This is a genomic window from Methylocystis sp. sgz306128 (genome assembly GCF_056032725.1).
On record NZ_JBVYWO010000015.1, the window covers coordinates 21,135 to 38,709 of the forward strand.

At 55.4% G+C, this 17,575-nt stretch carries 15 protein-coding genes; 13 read left to right on the forward strand and 2 right to left on the reverse strand.

Annotated elements, in window-relative coordinates:
• Positions 1–385: 385 nt before the first annotated feature.
• A complete protein-coding gene (locus AC0N03_RS15620) occupies positions 386–1,411 on the reverse strand; it encodes a hydroxyacid dehydrogenase (protein ID WP_474289837.1) in 1,026 nt (341 codons plus the stop codon).
• A 134-nt stretch (positions 1,412–1,545) separates the two neighbouring features.
• Between AC0N03_RS15620 and AC0N03_RS15625 the strand changes: the two genes are divergently transcribed.
• The 11 genes from AC0N03_RS15625 (at position 1,546) to AC0N03_RS15675 (ending at position 14,013) form a co-directional block, all read left to right on the forward strand.
• Entirely contained in the window at positions 1,546–2,550 is a 1,005-nt protein-coding gene (locus tag AC0N03_RS15625) for a sugar phosphate isomerase/epimerase family protein (protein WP_474289838.1), read from the forward strand.
• Between the two features lie 51 nt (positions 2,551–2,601).
• Positions 2,602–3,669: a sugar ABC transporter substrate-binding protein gene (locus AC0N03_RS15630; protein WP_474289839.1), complete on the forward strand. Its 1,068-nt coding sequence runs from the start codon at positions 2,602–2,604 to the stop codon at positions 3,667–3,669.
• An 86-nt stretch (positions 3,670–3,755) separates the two neighbouring features.
• Complete coding sequence (locus AC0N03_RS15635; RefSeq protein WP_474289840.1) at positions 3,756–5,279, forward strand: sugar ABC transporter ATP-binding protein; 1,524 nt, start codon at positions 3,756–3,758, stop codon at positions 5,277–5,279.
• 30 nt (positions 5,280–5,309) lie between these two features.
• Positions 5,310–6,269, forward strand: coding sequence for an ABC transporter permease (locus AC0N03_RS15640; protein ID WP_474289841.1), 960 nt, complete (start codon positions 5,310–5,312; stop codon positions 6,267–6,269).
• 2 nt (positions 6,270–6,271) lie between these two features.
• Entirely contained in the window at positions 6,272–7,141 is an 870-nt protein-coding gene (locus AC0N03_RS15645; protein ID WP_474289842.1) for a MurR/RpiR family transcriptional regulator, read from the forward strand.
• A 19-nt stretch (positions 7,142–7,160) separates the two neighbouring features.
• Positions 7,161–8,078, forward strand: a complete 918-nt coding sequence (locus AC0N03_RS15650; RefSeq protein WP_474289843.1) for a ribokinase — start codon at positions 7,161–7,163, stop codon at positions 8,076–8,078.
• A 751-nt stretch (positions 8,079–8,829) separates the two neighbouring features.
• Complete coding sequence (locus tag AC0N03_RS15655) at positions 8,830–9,912, forward strand: substrate-binding domain-containing protein (protein ID WP_474289844.1); 1,083 nt, start codon at positions 8,830–8,832, stop codon at positions 9,910–9,912.
• Positions 9,913–10,006: 94 nt separating this feature from the next.
• The gene (locus tag AC0N03_RS15660) at positions 10,007–11,428 is read left to right on the forward strand and encodes an ATP-binding cassette domain-containing protein (protein WP_474289845.1); all 1,422 of its coding nucleotides are present in this window, start codon (positions 10,007–10,009) and stop codon (positions 11,426–11,428) included.
• Positions 11,421–12,377, forward strand: a complete 957-nt coding sequence (locus tag AC0N03_RS15665; RefSeq protein WP_474289846.1) for an ABC transporter permease — start codon at positions 11,421–11,423, stop codon at positions 12,375–12,377. The genes AC0N03_RS15660 and AC0N03_RS15665 overlap by 8 nt, the downstream gene beginning before the upstream one ends.
• Positions 12,374–13,312, forward strand: coding sequence for an ABC transporter permease (locus tag AC0N03_RS15670; protein WP_474289847.1), 939 nt, complete (start codon positions 12,374–12,376; stop codon positions 13,310–13,312). Before AC0N03_RS15665 ends, AC0N03_RS15670 begins: the two co-directional genes overlap by 4 nt.
• On the forward strand, positions 13,312–14,013 hold the full coding sequence (locus tag AC0N03_RS15675; RefSeq protein ID WP_474289848.1) for a cyclase family protein: 702 nt from the start codon (positions 13,312–13,314) through the stop codon (positions 14,011–14,013). The genes AC0N03_RS15670 and AC0N03_RS15675 overlap by 1 nt, the downstream gene beginning before the upstream one ends.
• A 77-nt stretch (positions 14,014–14,090) precedes the next feature.
• On the opposite strand, the gene uxuA is transcribed toward AC0N03_RS15675, so the two are convergent.
• Entirely contained in the window at positions 14,091–15,308 is a 1,218-nt protein-coding gene (uxuA, locus tag AC0N03_RS15680) for a mannonate dehydratase (RefSeq protein WP_474289849.1), read from the reverse strand.
• A gap of 124 nt (positions 15,309–15,432) precedes the next feature.
• Between uxuA and AC0N03_RS15685 the strand changes: the two genes are divergently transcribed.
• Positions 15,433–16,122, forward strand: coding sequence for a GntR family transcriptional regulator (locus AC0N03_RS15685; protein ID WP_474289850.1), 690 nt, complete (start codon positions 15,433–15,435; stop codon positions 16,120–16,122).
• Between the two features lie 172 nt (positions 16,123–16,294).
• Positions 16,295–17,350, forward strand: a complete 1,056-nt coding sequence (locus AC0N03_RS15690) for an L-idonate 5-dehydrogenase (RefSeq protein WP_474289851.1) — start codon at positions 16,295–16,297, stop codon at positions 17,348–17,350.
• The last annotated feature ends 225 nt before the right edge of the window (positions 17,351–17,575 follow it).

Consider the following 17,575-nt stretch of genomic DNA (forward strand, 5'->3'; position numbering starts at 1 on the left):
TCTCGTATTGAACCATTTTTCTATCTAGTAGCGGTCCGCGCTATCGAGATATTTTTGATAAATTTCAGTGATTTGATTGAGCAAAAACGGATCAGCGCAGAGTGAGAAATGGGTCAATCTGAAGCGAAAATTAACAATGATCCGCCAGATCTGAAACATTCCGCTTAGTTTCAGTGATTTGACCACGTTAAAAAGAATCAGCACAGAGTGAAGGCATGGATTAATTTGAAGAGAGTTGACCGTTTATCTTCATTGTAGTGTCGACGCCAAGTCGCCAACCTCTTGCCCGCGGATCACAGGCATTTACCATGCCAGAGCAATGCGCATTGACGCTTCCATTCACTGCTTGGAAATGCTGCCGGTATCGGAGTTTACCAATCCAATTTTAGGAAATGTCCACCGGTTTTGAGCGCATGCGGCTGGCAGTTGCCGGGTCTGCGCGGCGGCATAGCTGAGGCGGCAGACCGCGCATGATCAATTCCGCATCAGCGACGGCCTTCGCGCCAAGTGCGTAAAACGCGTCGCGGGTGCCGCCCGTCCTGTGGGCGGACAGCAACAGTCCGGGCATTGAGCGCACTTCGTCGTTCAGGGCGACCGGCTCCACTGGAAAGACGTCAATCGCCGCCCTTATATGGCCTGAACGTACTGCCCCGAGCATGGCGGGAAAATCGACGACTGCGGCGCGGCTCATCAGAAGGAAGGCGGACCCCGGTTGCATCAGAGCAAATTCGCTGGCGCCGATGAATTTTTCATTCTCGCTGGTGGCGCTGGCAAACATGAAGACGACTTTACTGCATTGCAGCAATTCGTTAAGTGAAGCGGGCGTACAGTCCTGACGACGAATGATCTCGTCTGGCAGCCAGGGGTCGTAGACGCGCACCTCGTTGCGGAACGGACGGATATAGTCCCGGAGCTGACGGCCAAGGTCGCCAAAGCCGATAATGCCAACGGATGCACCGGCAAAGCGGAAGGTACCAATGTTGCCCGCCAGTCCGTATTGCTCTGTGCCGGCGCGGAATTCTCTGTCTGCTTGCGTGATGCCACGCGCAAGGTCTATCGCCATGCCGACCGCTGCCTCGGCGACAGGCTCGGCAAAGGCGGATGCGGGCGTTATCACCCAAATTCCGCGATCCTGACAGGTTTTATAGTCGATATTTGGCAAAAAATTCGATTCGACGTTTATAATCGCTTTTAATCTGTCTGCGCGATCCAGACGCGATTTCGGCATGGATGTCTGTCCGAAAATCATAACCGTATCCGGAAGCAGGCTGTCGACCATGTCGTCGGGCATAGGCATGTCTTCCGAAATGACGAGTTCTCCAAGTTGCTCTAACCGCTGTCGGACATCCGGTTCCATGATCAGGTCAATGGTGCGGGGAAGCGGGTCAACAAGGATGATCTGGCGGGTCATTGTTCCTCCGTAAAGCATGTGGCATCCGGTTGCGGCCATTAGAAGCTGGGATAAAATTTAATGCAAGATACTTTACAAAATTACAGATTATTATAAAGTCGTGATATAAGCGAATTTTAGATTGAAAGCCATCGATGAAAATTTCCGCCCAAAATGATCAGAAAACTTATGCTGCGCGGCTAAATTCCTTCCGCGTCAACGAGAAAGATTACTTCAAAGGTCATAATGGTAAAATCACCAGCCTTGATCTGGTGGCGCGCGCGGCGACAGTCCAGGGTCTCAACGCGGTTGATTTCAATTATCCGGATCATGTCGAGGGGCTGGATGAGCGCGACATCCGCAACAAGCTGGCGGATATCGGCGTATCGCTGAATGGCTATGCTATGCGTTATTACACCGATCCCGGGTTCAAGCTCGGCGCCTTCACCCATCCAGAGGAGCGGGTTCGGCGCGCCGCCATCGACCTGACCAAGCAGGGCATCGATTCGCTGGTTGCCATAGGCGGCAAGCTGATGACGCTGTGGATGGGGCAGGACGGTTTTGATTATTCCTTTCAGGCAGATTACGGGGTGCTTTGGGAGCGCACCGTCGCGGCCATCCGCGAGATCGCCGATCATAATCCCGCCGTTGACATCAGTATCGAATATAAGCCGAATGAGCCGCGCTCCTTCAGTCTGATGCCGAACGTAGCCACCACATTGCTGGCGATCAAAGAAATCGACCGGCCCAATCTTGGCGTTACGCTCGATTTTGCCCACGTGCTATATGCCGAAGAGATGCCGGCGTTCGCTGCCATGCTTGTGGCGCGTCATTCAAGGCTGCTGGGTATCCATCTCAACGACGGATATGCCAAACGCGATGACGGCCTGATGGTCGGCGCCGTGCATCCGGTCCAAACCATCGAATTGCTCTATGTGCTCGATCGCATCGGATATGACGGTGCTATTTATTTTGACACGTTTCCGGATACGACCGGCCTCGATCCGGTCGCCGAATGTTCAAACAATGTCAATGTTGTCAATGCCATGCGCCGCGTCGTCGAGCGGCTGCGCGGCAATCAGTTTCTGGCGGCTGCCATCGAGAGGCAGGATGCGGTCGCCAGTCAGGCCATCGTGCAGAAAGCGATTTTCGGGGAATGACGCCGAAAGCGAACTAACGCGATAAATGGAAACCGTCTGGGAGAAATACGAATGAAACGCTCTTTTATCACAACCTCGCTGCTGGGAATGGCCCTTGCAGCCAGCATGTCCTTCTCGGCTCATGCCGATGCGCTTAAGCCTCTGAACTCCGATATCGAAGCCGACCGTATGGATTGGTCGCAGCTTGAAGCCAAATTCGGCAAATTGCCTAAGGTTGAGGCCGGCATGAAGGTTGGCGCAGTGGCAAAGGCGCTGACCAATGAATATTGGCGCAGCCTCGGCGAGGGTTATGTCAAGTTTGGCAAAGAAGTTGGCGTTTCCGTCGATTTGCAGGCCGGACAGGGTGAATCGGACCAACTCGGCCAGCTGGCCATTGCCGAGAACATGCTCTCGAAGGGTTACAAGATCCTGCTGGTTTCGCCGCAGACCGATTCGAACCTTCAGCCCGCCGTTGAAGCGGCTGAAAAGGCTGGCGTTCCGGTCATCAACGTCAATGACGCCGTGATTCCGACTGCAAAGCATTATATCGGCAATGTTCAGAAGGATAATGGCGTGCGCGCCGCCCGTTGGTTCATCAAGAACAAGCCCGAAGGTGGCAAACTGGCCGTGATCGAAGGCATGGCAGGCGTCTATGCAGCTGTGCAGCGCACCGCCGGCTTCAAGGATACGATCAAGGCTGAAGGCTCGAAATTCAGCGTTGTTGCATCCGTTCCTGGCAATTGGGATCGTCAGCTCTCCTATGACGCAGCCACCACCATCATCCAGCAGCATCCGGATATCGTCGGCTTCTATTGCAACAACGACGGCATGGCGCTGGGCGTTGTCGAGGCGGTCAAGGCTGCCGGCAAGCTGAAGCAGATCGCTGTGATCGGCACCGACGGCATCAGCGATGCCTATAAGTCGATCAAGGACGGCGAACTGACGGCAACTGTCGACTCGTTCCCTGTGCTGACAGGTGAGGTGGCGCTTGAGGTCGCTTTGCGCCTGCAGGCTGGTCAGAAGCTGCCGCGTGTTGTCGCTACGCCACAGGCTCTTGTGACCAAGGACAATATGGCGCGCTACACTGGTGACGAAGCCACCGTGCGCAAGAATCTGATGGAAGATGCCGCTGCCAAGTAACCATTGGCGGTGATAAGTTCTGCCGGCCGGAAGACCTCCGCCGGCAGATTTCATGAAGTGCAGCTTTAACTTGCGTGTTGGTGCCGATGCCTGCGTCAATTCCAAACCATACCGTTCTCTCTGTGACGGGTCTATCCAAGGCCTTTCCTGGCGTGCAGGCCCTGAGCGATGTCGGCTTTTCGGTGAAGGCCGGCGAAGTTCTTGCCCTTATTGGCGAAAATGGCGCCGGCAAATCGACGCTGCTCAAAATTTTGTCGGGCATTTATCGCGCAGATTCCGGCAAGATCGAAATCAACGGCAAGCCGGTCGAACTGCTGTCGCCAAAAGGCGCTCGCCTCGCCGGCATTGCCATGATCCATCAGGAATTACAGCAGGTTCCTGAACTGGACGTTGCCCAGAACATGTTTCTTGGCATGCAGCTGACCAGATTTGGTCTGTTCACCGATAAAATCCGGATGCGCGAACGGGCGCGGGAGGTTTTGTCTCAGATCGATCCGACCATCGACGTCACCGCGAAGATCGGCGAGCTGCGCGTGGCTCAACGCCAGATTGTCGAGATTGCCAAGGCGTTGCTGTTCGAGGCCAGCGTCATTGCGATGGACGAGCCAACCTCCAGTCTCACGCCGCGCGAATTCGACAAACTCGCGGCCGTGATCGAGAGGTTGTCCGCACGCGGCGTCGCAATAATTTATGTCTCGCACAAACTGGATGAGGTTTTCCGGGTGGCCTCGCATGCCACCGTGCTGCGCGACGGACGAAAGGTCGGTGACACGTTGCTGGCAGGGACAACTGAGGATCAACTGGTCTCGATGATGGTTGGGCGGGCAATCGAGCCGCATCCGCATCAATCGCATGTCCGCGATGATATCGCCATCGAGGTTCGGGATCTTGGCCGCGGCGACGCCGTCAAAGATGTCAGCTTTGCGTTGCGCAAGGGCGAGGTGCTCGGCATTGCCGGTCTTGTCGGTTCAGGCCGTACAGAACTCGTGCGCCTGATCGCGGGCGTGGATCATCCCAGCCGGGGCGATATTCTGCTGGCCGGCGAGAAGCTTCATTTTTCCAGTCCGCGCGACGCAATCGCTCGCGGCATAGCCCTTCTGCCCGAAGAGCGGAAAAAGGACGGCATCATTCCGCTACGCACTATCGTTTCCAATGTTTCGTTGCCTAGTCTTGGCAAAATGACCCGGTTCGGTCTCGTCAGGGCGAGCGAAGCGCGCGAAAAAGTTGATGCACTGACACGCAGCGTCAGCCTGCGTCCGCATGATATCAACCGGCAGATACGCCTGTTCAGCGGGGGCAACCAACAGAAGGCCATTCTCTGTCGCTGGCTGATGGCCGGCTCGGAAATTCTTATTTTCGATGAGCCGACGCGCGGTATCGATGTCGGCGCCAAGGGCGAAATCTATAAACTGATTGACGCGCTCGCGCAGGAAGGCAAGGCGATCATCGTGGTTTCCTCCGAATTGCCGGAAATCTTGCGTTTGTCCGACCGGGTGCTGGTGATGCGGCGCGGCGAGGCAGAAACCATATTGGACCGTTCTGAACTGTCCGAAGAGACGATCATGCGCTTTGCCGTTTCGGGCAAGGCCGGGAACAAGTCGGCGGCATAATCGGCGCCATTCCAGGGAGTTGAGTGAGAAATGACTGATCAAGCAAATGTTCGGAGGCCGCTGTTCCGCTTTGGAATGCGCGACATGGGGACGCTGATCGGCCTCCTGATCATGGGTGCGATTTTTGCGAGCCTGTCCGATGTATTTCTGACTGACCGAAACCTGATCAATATTCTGCAACAATCAAGCATCAATGCCTGCATTGCGATTGGCATGACGTTGGTTATCATTTCGGGCGGCATCGATCTTTCTGTCGGGCCGACGGCCGCGCTTGCTGCCGTTTTCTCGGCAACATTGCTGGCCGCAGGCTATCCGATCATCCTGGCAATTGGCGTTGCTCTGGCCGTCGGCGTCGTATGCGGGCTGATCAATGGTGCGCTGATCGCCTATGGCGGGCTGCAGCCGTTCATCGTGACACTGGGTACTCTGAGTGTGTTTCGCGCCGCCGCACTCATCTATACCGGGGGCAATCCGGTTCTCAGCCTGCCACCCGCATTTCGCGGATTTTTTTCGACTGATATCTGGGGCTTTCCCGTGCCGGTCGTTGTTGTGGCCGTTCTGGGCGTCATCGGCTCGATCCTACTGGCGAAGACGCCTATCGGAGAATATATTCTGGCTGTCGGCGGCAACGAGGAAGCGGCGCGCATCAGCGGCGTTCCTATCGCACGCACCAAGATTTCCGCCTATGTCATTTCCGGCGGACTGGCGTCGCTCGCCTCGGTAATCCTGATCGCGCGTCTGGGCGCCGCCGAACCCACGCTTGGCAATCTTTGGGAGCTTGACGCGATTGCGGCGGCGGCCATTGGCGGCGCCTCGCTCATGGGCGGGAAAGGATCAATCATCGGCACAATTCTGGGGGCAATCACGCTTGGCGCCATGCGGAACGGCTTGACCTTGCTGAATGTTCAGGCCTTCTATCAATTACTTGCGACAGGTATCATTATCATTCTCGCAATGTTGGTAGATCGGCTCACACGCGGCAAGGAATAGACGTGAACTTTGATTCCAGAACCACCGATCCAAGGACTGTTGGCCCACGCATCCGCATGATGCTGCCAGAGTTAACTCCGGCGGAGGCGCGGATCGCTGAAATTCTGCTCAAAAGCGCAGTGGATGACGTCATGCCGCTGAAACGCCTGGCCGACGAAGCTGAAACTTCCGAAGCCATGGTCGTGAAGACCGCAAAGCGGCTCGGATTTGCCGGATATAAGGAGTTGCGGGCGGCATTGCTCGCCTATAAGCGCCAGCCGAACGTTGATCTGCATCAGGAGATCAACCCGGACGATTCCGCGGAAATGATCGTGCAGAAAGTGTTCCGCACTTCAATCCAGGCTCTCGAGGAAACGCTGGCGATTCTGGATATGGATGCCTTCCGGCTGGCGGCGGATCTGATTCACAGGGCTAACCAGCGTGATTTCTACGGCCTTGGCGGTTCCGCGCAGATTGCGCGCGATGTCTCGCACAAATTTCTCCGTATCGGTCTGCGGACATCGGTGTTTGATGATACCCACATGATGGCGATGTCGGCGTCGTTGCTGCGGGCAGGGGATGTTGCCGTCGCCTTTTCTCACTCTGGCAGGACGTCTGGCGTGCTCGATGCGGTGCAGATCGCCCGAAGCAATCACGCCAGCGTCATTGCGGTGACCAATTATGAATCTTCGCCGCTGGCTGAAATGAGCGACGTTATTCTTTGCTCCACGGCGCAGGGCTCCCACCTCACGAGTGAAAATGCCGCGGCGCGCATTGCCCAGTTGAACATCATGGACGCGGTGTTTATCGCCGTGGCGCAGAAGGGCTATCAGTCGGCGGAAACAAATCTCTCCCGAACGATGAATGCCGTCCAGACCAAACGCCGCCTCTGAACGATATGAGAACCAGAACATGAATTTTCCTGCATTTGACGTTGCGGTCTGTGGCAGCCTGCACCTTGATATCATGGTTCAGTCGTCTCATCTGCCGCGCCTGGACGAGACCGTTGTCGGATCTGGCTGGTCGATGAAATGTGGCGGCAAAGGCGGCAATCAGGCGGTTATGGCGGCGCGGATGGGCGCGCATACGGCTATGATCAGCCGCGTCGGCAAGGACGATTTCGGCAGAAGGCTGGTTGATAATCTCGATGCCAATGGTGTGGACAACAGCGGCGTCGGGATCGATGAATCCAAGGGATCGGGCATGTCGGTCGCCATTCTTGATGGAAACGGTGATTACGGCGCCGTGATTGTTTCGGGATCAAATCTCGACATTGACCCCGAAGACGCCGTCGAGAGATGGGCGTTACTTGGCGGCGCGCGCGTTCTGGTTCTGCAAAATGAGATCAGCGAGGGCGTCAATTTTGCCATAGCGCGGGCAGCGCGCGAGTCGGGTGCGAAGGTGATCTTGAATGCCGCACCCGTGCGCCAACTCCAGACTGCCTTGCTTGATCATATTGATGTGCTGGTGCTTAACCGCGTCGAGGCTGAAATGATGTCAGGGACGGTTGTTCAGGACGCATCAAGTGCCAGCCGGGCAATATCAGCGCTTGAGCGGAATGATATGGACATTATTGTGACCCTCGGGGGCGACGGGCTTGTCGTGCGGCCGCGCGGCGAAGCTGTCCAGACCATTGCGCCGGTAAGCGTGAAAATGGTGTCGTCGCATGGCGCCGGAGATTGTTTTATCGGTGCGGTTTCGGCGAGATTGTCTGCCGGCGAGACGGTGTTAGAAGCCTGTCGTTTTGCCAATCGCGCTGCGGCGGCTTTTGTGGCGATGGATGACGTTCGACGTTCAGAGTTTTCGATTAAATCGATGAATAGCCAATGACTTGTCCATTGGTTTGACTGTTTGGATATAAGACATATGGGCGGCGGGCCTTGTCGCCCGCAAAACCATGGAAAGATCGAACGCTGGCGTCAGGTGATTAAATACAGAGTTCTGATTTCCTTCTCGTATTGACCCACTTTTGGAGTGAAACCCTTGGGCTGGACCGGCGAAGAGCTTCAAACTAAGCGGCTTGCGGGGCAAGTTGGATTTCAAATTCTGCCGGTGACCTGTAGCCGTAGGCAGAATGTAGCTGCTTGACATTGCAGACCGCTTTGATGAATCTGGGCAACTGTCCAGCCAGGTCCGATAAGTGCTAATTTCCTTCCCGTATTGAACCATTTTTGTATTTAGTGGTGATCCGCGTTATCGAGAAATTTTTGATAAATTTCAGTGATTTGACTAAGTCAAAACGGATCAGCGCAGAGTGACAAAATGGGTAAATCTGAAGCGAAAATTAACACACCCCATTATCAATGCTATGTAATCGAGCGGCATTTAACGCCTCATTTTTTGCACCTCGATGGGTATCGATGGCGAAGGGCCCGCTGAAAAATATCGAGCGATGCTCAACCTGTATGGGGACGCGGCGGTGTTTATAGAGGCGCGAATCCAGAAAACACACCGCTATTGACATGGTACCATACTAGTGTAACTCTTTGGATCAGGCTGTTGGTCAAAGACAGGCTCAGGACAACCGTGAAGCGACACGGGATCAGACAGCTTTGAACATGTATTCACGGGAGGTCTTTCTATGCGTTTTTTGAAACTTTTCACGTCAGTTAGCGCGCTAGCGTTTTCGGCAACCTTTCTTAGCGGTACTGCGGCATGGGCTGCCGATGGCGTGGCAAAGGGTGACACCGCCAAGATGAAGATTGCTTTCAGCAACTCTTATGCCGGCAATTCGTTTCGTCAGGTGATGATCAAGAGCTTTGAATCTACGGCCGCGCAGGCTGTCAAGGATGGCAAGATCGCCGGCTATACCACCGTCAATTCTAACAACTCGGTTACTGAGCAAGCATCGCAAATTCAGAATCTCGTGCTGCAAGGATATAATGCGATCATTGTGCTCGCTGGCTCCGACACAGCCCTCAATGGCGCAATCAAAGACGCATGCGATGCAGGCATCACCGTTGTCGCCTTCGCCAGCGGTGTCACCGAACCTTGCGCTTATCGTGTTGACTATGATCTCGATTCTTATGCCAAGGCCGAGCTTGATTTCATCTCCAAAAAGGTCGGCGACAAGCGGGCGAACATCTTTGAAATTCGCGGCATGGCAGGTGACGGTTTCGACAAGCGCCTGCATGAGGGGGTCGAAAAAGCCATGAAGGCCCATCCGAATTACAAGATGGTTGGTGAAGTTTATGGACAGTGGACGGCCACCGTTGCTCAAAAGGAAGTGGCCGGCGTTTTGCCTTCCCTGCCTCAGGTAGATGCGGTTCTCACCCAGGGCGGCGACGGTTATGGTGCGGCGCAAGCATTCAAGGCTGCGGGCCGCAAGTTGCCAATAATTATCATGGGCAACCGCCAGGACGAATTGCAACTCTGGAAGGACGAACATACGGCGGACGGCTACGAAACATTCTCTCTTGGCGCGACGCCCAGTGTCTCGCAGGTTGCATTCTGGACAGCCCAGCAGATATTGGCAGGCAAGCAGGTTCCGAAATTTGTTGAAGTGCCACTGCTGACCATTAACCAGACAGATCTAGATGCTTGGCTCAAGACGGTAGATAAGGGCGGCGTTGTCAATGCTACATATCCGCAGGACCTTGTCGCCAGCATCATCGACGCCAATGTTAATAAGGTCGCGCTTCCCGGTGTGCCCGCACCGAAGTGATAGTAAGGACGTTTGAACCGTGAATACTTGTGCTGGACCAGAGCAAATCACGGCCGACGTTGCTCCGCAGATGCCGTATTTGGAGCTCATTGGTGTGGCCAAGTCCTACGGCGCTGTTCAGGCTCTTGACGGGGTTGATTTTTCCATTCGCCCCGGCGAAGTGATCGGACTTGTCGGCCATAACGGGGCCGGCAAGTCGACACTCATGAACGTCCTCAACGGTACGGTCGAGCGAAGTGTAGGGCGTATTCAGCGCAATGGTCAGGCGGTGGAACGCTGGACTGCTTTTGAGGCTCAGCGCCAAGGGTTGCGCTGTATTTTTCAGGAACTGTCACTGTGCTCCAATCTGACGGCGGCGGAAAACCTGCGCATCGTGCACCGCGGACTGACGGGCATCGGCTGGAAAATGCGGGCGACGGCACTTGTGCGCGCCAAGCTCGATGAGATATTTCCGGGCCACGGTATTCCCTTGTCGGAAAAAATTGGCAATCTGTCGATCGGCATGCGCCAAATGATCGAGATTGCGCGTGCCTTCATTGAAACATCTGTGCCCGCCCGCTGCATTGTGCTGGATGAACCGACTTCGTCGCTCGGGTACGAGGCGACGGAGCAATTGCTGTCCCATATCCGCCGCGCTGCTGCGACGGGCATCGCGGCGATTCTAGTCACGCACCGGCTGAACGAGATCATCACCGTCTGCAATCGTGTTGTGGTGATGAAAGATGGCGGCATTGTCGGGCAATTCGATAACCGCAATCTTACGCGCACGATTTTGGTGGAGGCTATGGGCAATATAGAAAGGCGGGCGGTGCGGCGGGCGGTCGCGGCATCGGCGGGCGATGCCCAGTTGCTTTACAGTCATCAGGGTAGGGGCGCGGGTGATTTGGCCATCGCCGTGAAGCCCGGTCAGATCATCGGCTTTGCGGGCCTTGACGGGCACGGTCAGCGCGAGCGTCTACGCGCCATGTACTACGGTTCGCAGTTGGAACTGTCTCGAAAGGGACAGGCGAAACCCTCATTTGTCGCGGGAGACCGTGTGCATGAAGGGGTCTTTCCGCTCTGGTCAATTGGCGACAATATGATGATCCGCAGTTTGTCCGCTCATGCTCGCGCTGGCTTGATAGCTCGATCCAACCTTTCCCGGCTGTCCAAGGAATGGTTCGACCGGCTGAAGATCCGGGCACCCTCGCTGGCAACGCCGATACTCAGCTTGTCGGGCGGAAACCAACAGAAAGTGCTGTTTGCGCGCGCGCTCGTCTCGGATGCACGGCTCGTGTTTCTCGATGATCCCATGCGCGGTGTCGATGTCGGCACCAAGCAGGAGGTCTATGACCTGATCAAGGCTGAGGCCGTCAAGGGGCGAAGCTTCGTCTGGTATACAACTGAGGTTGAGGAACTCGACAATTGCGACGAAATCTTCATTTTCCGGGAAGGACGCGCGGCCGTCAGACTTGAGGGTGACGACATCGAACATGGCAGGATCATGCAGGCTTCATTCGGAGGTGGTCATGAGTGATATACAAGCCACGACCGCGCGCCGGCTCCCGACCCTTTCCACACTTCAGGCCGCCCTGCCGTTCATCGCGTTGCTGGCGATGCTTGCGACAATCTTCTCAATCCGGCCCAGCGCGATGAGTTATTTCGGTTTCACGCTTCTGTTCAAGCTCGCGGTACCATTAATGTTTGCCGCGCTCGGTCAGATGCTTATTATCATGCTCGGCGATATCGACCTCTCGAGTGGTGCCTTCGTCGGCATGATCACCTGCATCACGGCAGTATTCCTTCAGGCTCATCCCCTGGTAGCCGTACTCTGCTACGCGGCGGTTATCTTTACGTATACCGGCTTCGGCATGCTCATTTATGCGCGGGCCCTGCCTTCGGTGATCGTGACACTCGGCATGTCCTTCATCTGGTTAGGCATGGCGATCATCACACTGCCATCGCCGGGAGGCGTAGCGCCCCAATGGCTGATCGGCCTCATGACCTTTAAGCCGCCGTTGGTGCCGCTGCCTGTCTTGGTAGCGCTGCTTCTCGCCATTGTCGGTCATGTAATGATTTCCCGCTCCTCTTTCGGCGTATTGTTGCGGGCGGCGGGTGGGAATCCCCGCGCCGTGCAGCGCGCAGGCTGGTCGGTGGCGGGTATCCGGGTGACAGTCTATGCCAGCGCAGCGGCGCTTGCTTGTTTGGGCGGAATCGCACTGACAGGGCTGACCACATCGGGAGATCCCAATGTGGCGCCGGCTTATACTCTGCTCGGTGTCGGCGCGGTTATTCTTGGCGGCGGCTCCTTTTCGGGCGGTGTTGTGTCGCCCGTTGGCACGGTGGCTGGCGCGCTGACGCTGTCTCTCGCGGGTTCGCTGCTGAGTTTTCTGCAGGTCCCCGCAACATGGCAGATTGGCGCGCAGGGAGTTATCCTCTTTCTCGTGCTCGCAGGGCGGGTGCTGCTGTCGGAGAGTAGGCCGTGATCACGTTGAGATCCATTTTTGCTCCCTGGACCTACGGCTTCTTCGTGGCGCTGATCATGGTGCTGGCAACTTCGGCCTATACTGGGTTTGATAATTTCGGCGCGATATTGTCTGTCGCGTTGGCCTTCGGCGCCATCAGCGTGATTGTGGGTACGGGCCAGATGTTCGTGATCGCGTCGGGCAACGGGAATATAGATCTTTCTGTACCTTCGGTGCTGACACTGGCTGCCTATATATCGATGTCCATTATGCATGGCGAGAACAGCTTGGTATCGTCCGGATTTCTGGCAGCGATTGCCGTTGGGTCTGTCGCAGGGGTGCTAAATTTTATTGCCATCGCTGCGCTTCGCCTGCCGCCGATCATTGCCACTCTCGCATGGAGCTTCGTATTTCAGTCGTTTGCCTTCAATCTAGGCGGCGAAGCGACGTTGAAACCGCCGGTTCTTCTGTCCAGCTTCACTACCACGCATGTGGCGGGCATCCAGGTCATGCCCCTGACTGTCATGCTGGTTACGGCAATAGCCAGTTACGCACTGTTCAACGTTGTCTGGGGACGCCAGTTGCTGGCGGTCGGCCAAAGCGAGAATGCTGCGCGTTTGTCGGGTGTACGTGTCCATAATGTAAGGCTCGTCGCTTATGTTTTGTGCGGATCCCTCGCAGGGCTGGCAGGTTATCTGCTTTCTGGCTTTTCTGGCGGTGCCGCCCTCAACATGGGGGATACATATCTCATGGAATCGATTGCTGTGGTTGTGCTTGGCGGAACTAGCGTCGCGGGAGGCCAGGCGAATGCCGTGGGCATATGGGGTTCCGCGCTGTTCTTTAATCTCATGGCTGCCATGCTCAACACGTTCCGCATCGGTGCTGGCTTCCGTTTCATCATAATGGGGCTGCTGATCGTTGCAATTGTCGCCATTGCTCCGAATAAGAGGACCTGATGCCTGAGGATGCCCCCGGTCTTTACTTTGGTAAGACCCGCAAAGTCGATCTTACTCACCGACTGCGCAATGGTATGCCCGTCTGGCTGGGGCATCCACCCTTCTGTCAAACCAATATCGCTGATTTTTCCAAGGGGGACATTGCTTGCAATCATGCATTGTCGCTGAGTGAGCACAGCGGAACGCATTTCGATGCGCCAGCGCATTTTTATCCGAGCGGCCTCTCGATCGCCGAAATTCCCTTGGACCGGTTCTTTGGCCGCATGGTAACTATCGATGCAAGCGAGATGGCGCCCGATAGCGAAGTTTCGTTGTCTCGCCTGCTGGATTTTGAGCGCCTGCAAGGTCCGATTGAGTTGGGAGACGCCGTTATGTTTCATTTCGGCTGGGGACGATTCTGGAATGATCCGGATGGCGCACAGCGATTTCTCTCAGACTGGCCAGGCCTCTCGCGTGAATCAGCTGAATTTCTGGTGGCGCGTAAGGTGCGGCTTGTCGCCTGCGATTGCATGTCGATTGACCGATTTGGCAGCACTGATTTTCCGGCCCATCGTGTACTTCTCGACGCAGGCGTCCTGATCGGTGAAAATTTTGCCAATCTCGATCTGCTGCCACCTTTTGCCTGGCTCTCGACCTTGCCCTTGCCCATAGAGGGCGGTTCTGGAGCGCCAGTGCGAGCAATCGCTTTCATTCCCGAATAAGCCTGAGCGCTCTTCGGACTACGAACGTGGAACCGGACGCGCGTTTTTTGTTTACGCGTCCGTCATGCGCGGCACGATCAACACTGCAGTCCAAATTCGGCATGCGAAAGTGCAGTCATGATGCCTCTTAGTTCTGCGAGGCCCTTCAGACGGCCTATTGAGGGATAGCCGGGTTGTGCCTTGCGATTGAGGTCGTCAAGAATATCCTGCCCATGATCGGGGCGCATGGGGATTTCCCAGTCCGTGCGACCAGTAGCGCGGCGGCGCTTTTCCTCTTCAAGAACGGCCGCGATAACCGCCACCATGTCCGTATTGCCGCCAAGATGTTCCGATTCATGAAAGGATCCCGCGATATCAGCAGATTCTCGCCGTACATTGCGCAAATGCAGGAAATGCACCCGATCGCCCAAACGGCGCATTATGCCGGGAACATTATTGTCTGCGCGCGCGCCCAGTGAACCTGTGCAGAGCGTCATGCCATTCGCGGGACTGTCGATCGCTTCGAGGATTTTTCGATAATCGGACTCTGTGGACATGATACGTGGCAAACCCAGAAGCGGGAATGGCGGATCATCCGGGTGGCAGCAGAACCGAAGGCCCAGTTTCTCTGCATTCGGAATGATGGCGTCGAGGAAATCGATGAAATTTTGGCGCAGCCGTTCCGCTGAAATTGAATCATACTCGGCCAGATGCTGCCTGACATCCTCCATCTCCATATGGTCGGCAGCGCCGGGCAGGCCAAACACCACGTTACGGGCAATTGCAAGGCAATGTTCCTCGCTCCAGTTGGAAAAGCGTCGGTCTGCTTCTTCACGCACCGCTTCCGGGAAATCTGCAGCCGCATTTTTGCGCTTCAGCACGTGAATATCGAAGGCTGCAAAATCTACGAAATCGAAACGCATGCATGTGCCACCATGTGGCAGTCGCCAGGCCAGATCTGTACGTGTCCAGTCCAGAACAGGCATGAAATTATAGCAGATAACCTTTATCCCGGCCGCCGCAAGGTGGTGCATGCTGGTGAGATAATTGTCTATATGATGCTTCCAGGGGCCCTTTTGCTTCTTGATATCTTCCGAAATCGGAAGACTTTCAACCACTTCCCATTTCAGTCCGGAGGCTTGTCCGTCCTTCATATGGGCAATGGCGTTCTGCCTTGCCGCAATCTCCCCGGCGGTCCAAACCTCGCCATTTGGAATGTGATGCAGCGCCGAAACCACGCCCTCGACACCAGCTTGCCGCATGTCGTCGATAGAAACATGATCGTTAGGGCCGAACCAGCGCCAAGTTTGTCGCATGGGCTCTCTTTCATAAATCAGTTGTTCAATGTTGGGCCAACGGCCATGATCAGACGGTACCAGCTAAACATTATGTTGACTAGTATGGTAGATTGAAATATTTTCTGGTCAAGGGGTGAGGCACATGGCGCTGGTGGCAAAGGAAGGCTGGAATATTGAGCTTAATGCGGCGGTCGGGCCGCAATTACGCAAGATTTTGCGCGAAAGAATCATTCAGACGGATTTGCCGCCGGGCAGCCCACTGTCCGAATCGGAAATTGCCAAGGTTTATTCGATAAGCCGTCAGCCCGTGCGGGAGGCCTTCATCAAGTTGTCGGAAGAGGGCCTGGTCGAGATCAGGCCCCAACGCGGAACATTCGTGCGCAAGATTTCCACTTCGGACGTGATGGATGCCCGTTTCGTGCGAGAAGCGGTAGAAGCAGATATCGTACGCCTGCTTGCTGAAACACCACGGCAGGAAGTGATTGTGATGCTGCGCGAACTGGTGGCCCGTCAACGGGAAGCAGCGCGATCCGATCATCTGAAATTCATGGAATTGGACGAGCGGTTTCACCGCCAATTGTCCGCAGCGGCGGGTAAAAATGGCGTTTGGCGGGTGATTGAGGAATCAAAATCACAGATGGACCGCGTGCGGTTTCTCTCCACAATGCAATTTCCCATGGAAAAACTGGTGGAGCAACACATGGCTATCGTCGATGCCATTGCGGCGGGTGATGTTGCAAAAGCTGAAAAGGCAATGCGTCTGCATCTTCGCGAAGTGCTCAAGGACCTGCCTAAAGTTGCGGAATCCGCGCCGGATTATTTCGAGCCTTGATTTGCGATCGTCTGAAGTTCGCTGGTGGTAATGTTGCGCGGAGAAAGTTGATGAGATGGATTCACAGCTGTGCAGGTTGAAAATTCCCTCAAGTCGGCAAACTACAACGGCGCTACAACGGCGGCTGGCACAGCCTCTGCAGGGCTTCGGCTGCTGCGAAATATAAAGGACAATGTCTGTGGAAACCCGAGTTTGCCGTCTTTACGGCCAAAACGATCTGCGTATCGAAACGATACCGGTAAAGATGCCCGGCAAGGGCGAGGTGCTCGTGCGTATTGGTGCGGGAGGGATTTGCGGTTCTGATCTGCATTACTTCAAGGATGGAGGTTTCGGTCCGATCCGCGTGCAAGAACCGATCATTCTGGGTCATGAAGCTGCCGGGACCGTCGCAGCAGTCGGTGAAGGCGTGACCGCATTGAAGCCCGGCAACCGGATCGCGCTCAACCCTAGCATGCCGTGTGGCACTTGCCGTTACTGTGCAGAAGGGGATTTTCAGCACTGCCTGAACATGCGTTTTTTTGGCTCCGCATTACGCTTTCCGCATCAGCAGGGCTTATTTCGAGATCTGGTCGTTGTGTCGGCGATGCAATGCATCCCGGTCGCCGACCATGTGAGTTTGGCGGAAGCTGCATGCGCCGAGCCCCTTGCGGTTTGCTTGCATGCTCGCAATCGAGCTCCCGCCCTTGCTGGCAAGCATGTGCTGATAACGGGTGCAGGCCCAATCGGCGCGCTTCTTGTGGGCCTTGCGGCCGAGGCGGGCGCTGCTGAAATTGTCGTGACTGATCTCGAGGATGCAACGCTTTCGGTCTCGAAGCGTATGGGGGCGACCAAATGTCTCAATGTTCGAACCAACCCAGAAGCGCTCAATCCTTATTTCAATGACAAGGGGCATTTTGACGTGACTTTTGAATGCTCAGCGGCAGCGCCTGCACTTCGCTCGGCGATCAATGCCACTAGGCCCCTTGGCACCATTGTGCAGGTTGGTGTTGCTGGTGATCTGCCGGTTCCGATTAACTTGCTCGTTGGCAAGGAAATCAGCCTCATTGGCACCCACCGGTTTCATGCGGAATATAGTGAGGCAGTATCATATTTGAACGCCCGATATCTCGATGTGCGGCCGATTATTACTGGCTCCCACCCTTTGGAACAGGCACTAACCGCTTTTGCCGAAGCTGGAGATCGTTCGCGCGCCGTCAAAGTCCAATTATCGTTCGGCAATCTAACCTAAAATCCAAGAACGGTATAAACGGGATGGTGTGATTGTTTATTGCCTCGCTTGGGAAAGTTGCTGAGTCACAGTGCTCATTTGACCCTCTGAAAATAGGGCAAAGTCGATCTGTTCCCAATAAATGGAGGAAAATCCGGCCACAGTGTCCTTTTCCTTCTCGTATTGAACCATTTTTCCATTTAGTGGTGATCCGGGTTATCGAGAAATTTTTGATAAATTTTAGAG

Excerpts from the sequence above, each read along its gene's own strand:
- AC0N03_RS15650 (WP_474289843.1), top strand. The coding sequence starts at position 7,161 with ATGAATTTTCCTGCATTTGACGTTGCGGTCTGTGGCAGCCTGCACCTT.
- AC0N03_RS15685 (WP_474289850.1), top strand. The coding sequence starts at position 15,433 with ATGGCGCTGGTGGCAAAGGAAGGCTGGAATATTGAGCTTAATGCGGCG.
- uxuA (WP_474289849.1), bottom strand. The coding sequence starts at position 15,308 with ATGCGACAAACTTGGCGCTGGTTCGGCCCTAACGATCATGTTTCTATC.
- AC0N03_RS15640 (WP_474289841.1), top strand. The coding sequence starts at position 5,310 with ATGACTGATCAAGCAAATGTTCGGAGGCCGCTGTTCCGCTTTGGAATG.
- AC0N03_RS15620 (WP_474289837.1), bottom strand. The coding sequence starts at position 1,411 with ATGACCCGCCAGATCATCCTTGTTGACCCGCTTCCCCGCACCATTGAC.
- AC0N03_RS15630 (WP_474289839.1), top strand. The coding sequence starts at position 2,602 with ATGAAACGCTCTTTTATCACAACCTCGCTGCTGGGAATGGCCCTTGCA.
- AC0N03_RS15655 (WP_474289844.1), top strand. The coding sequence starts at position 8,830 with ATGCGTTTTTTGAAACTTTTCACGTCAGTTAGCGCGCTAGCGTTTTCG.
- AC0N03_RS15690 (WP_474289851.1), top strand. The coding sequence starts at position 16,295 with ATGTCTGTGGAAACCCGAGTTTGCCGTCTTTACGGCCAAAACGATCTG.
- AC0N03_RS15625 (WP_474289838.1), top strand. The coding sequence starts at position 1,546 with ATGAAAATTTCCGCCCAAAATGATCAGAAAACTTATGCTGCGCGGCTA.
- AC0N03_RS15635 (WP_474289840.1), top strand. The coding sequence starts at position 3,756 with ATGCCTGCGTCAATTCCAAACCATACCGTTCTCTCTGTGACGGGTCTA.
- AC0N03_RS15665 (WP_474289846.1), top strand. The coding sequence starts at position 11,421 with ATGAGTGATATACAAGCCACGACCGCGCGCCGGCTCCCGACCCTTTCC.
- AC0N03_RS15675 (WP_474289848.1), top strand. The coding sequence starts at position 13,312 with ATGCCTGAGGATGCCCCCGGTCTTTACTTTGGTAAGACCCGCAAAGTC.